Raw genomic sequence first — 220 nt, 5'->3', positions numbered from 1 at the left:
GGCGGAACTTGGTCACCAGCATTAGCAGGGGCTAATACCTATACGTATACAGTAGCCGCAACGGCACCATGTACCACAGCAGCAACAGCTCAGGTAGTGGTAAGCGAACAAGCTTTACCAAATGCAGGTACTAACGGAACACTAACGATCTGTGCAGGAAGCACGGTAACATCGGCGCAGTTATTTGCAGCCTTAGGAGGAAGTCCAGCTACCGGCGGAA

General features: G+C 51.8%; 1 protein-coding gene. It reads left to right on the top strand.

Going from position 1 to position 220, the window contains the following annotated elements; all coding sequences use genetic code 11:
- The coding region (locus tag ACXAG7_RS20250) for a hypothetical protein (RefSeq protein WP_476667973.1) at positions 1 to 220 on the top strand (220 nt) is incomplete at both ends.

The organism is Tenacibaculum sp. AWR4_210, assembly GCF_056160945.1.
The sequence above is the reverse complement of the archived record's forward strand: the minus strand, read 5'-3'. Positions and strand labels throughout refer to the sequence as shown.